This is a genomic window from Rhodococcus sp. G-MC3 (assembly GCF_030063335.1).
Classification (GTDB): Bacteria; Actinomycetota; Actinomycetes; order Mycobacteriales; family Mycobacteriaceae; genus Rhodococcoides.
Map to the genome: position 1 here is coordinate 1 of NZ_JASISW010000083.1, position 1,238 is coordinate 1,238.

Below are 1,238 nucleotides of genomic sequence, written 5' to 3' on the forward strand. Positions count from 1 at the left end.
GGGAGTGTCCGATTAACGGTTGATCCGACCTTGGCGTCGGTTAGTTACCGTTCGGGGTGATGCGTCCTTCGAAGGTGATCGCGAACGCGTTGAGCGCGGGCTTCCACCTCATTGCCCATCGTGCCTTGCCTTTCCCTGTGGGGTCCAGTGCTCGCGTGGCGAGATAGAGGCATTTGAGCGCCGCTTGCTCTGTCGGGAAGTGTCCACGAGCCCGCACAGCTCGCCTGTAGCGGGCATTGACGGACTCGATCGCGTTGGTCGAGCAGATCACCCGCCGGATCTCGACGTCGTAGTCCAGGAACGGAACGAACTCGCTCCACGCGTTGTCCCACATTCTGATGATCGCCGGATACTGCTGACCCCATTTCTCTGCGAACTCAGTGAACCGCTCCTTCGCTGCAGACTCCGACGGAGCGGTGTACACCGGCTTGAGATCGCGAGCCATCTCGTCCCAATACTTCCGTGATGCGAACCGAAAGGTGTTGCGTATCAGATGAATAATGCATGTCTGCACCACCGCCAGCTCCCAGACAGTATTGATCGCATCCGGCAATCCCTTGAGTCCATCGCAGACGACGATGCAGACATCGGCGACACCGCGGTTCTTGATCTCGGTGAGCACCGAGAGCCAGAATTTTGCGCCTTCACCGCCCTCGCCGGCCCAGATCCCGAGGATGTCGCGTTCACCGTTGACGGTGACACCGATCGCCACATACATCGGCCTATTGGTGACCTGCCCGTCCCTGACCTTGACGTGCACAGCATCGATGAACATCACCGGATATACGCGCTCGAGTGGCCTGTTCTGCCAGTCGGTCATCTCTCCGACGACTTTGTCGGTGATGCGGGAGATGGTGTCCTTCGATACCGTCGCCCCGTAGATATCCTGGAAGTGCGCGGACACCTCGCCGGTCGTCAAACCCTTTGCAGTGAGCGATAATACGATCTCGTCGATGCCTGTCAGGCGACGTTGACGCTTCTTGACGATCTGAGGTGCGAAGGAGGAATCGATGTCGCGTGGAACCTCGATTTCCACTGGCCCGATCTCCGTCAGTACTGTCTTCGAGCGGGTGCCGTTTCGGGAGTTGCCGCTGCCGCGGCCGGCGGCGTCGTGTTTCTCGTAGCCGAGGTGTTCGGTCATTTCCGCGTCCAACGCGCTTTCGAGGACATTCTTGGTGAGTTGATTGAGGAGCCCGTTCGGACCCATCAACTCGATGCCCTGTTCCTTGGCTTGAGCC

General features: G+C 59.2%; 1 protein-coding gene. It reads right to left on the bottom strand.

The window, feature by feature from the left end:
- Positions 1 to 40: 40 nt before the first annotated feature.
- Positions 41 to 1,238: IS256 family transposase (locus QMK17_RS26260; RefSeq protein WP_283512218.1), on the bottom strand; the 1,198-nt coding region annotated here is incomplete at its 5' end.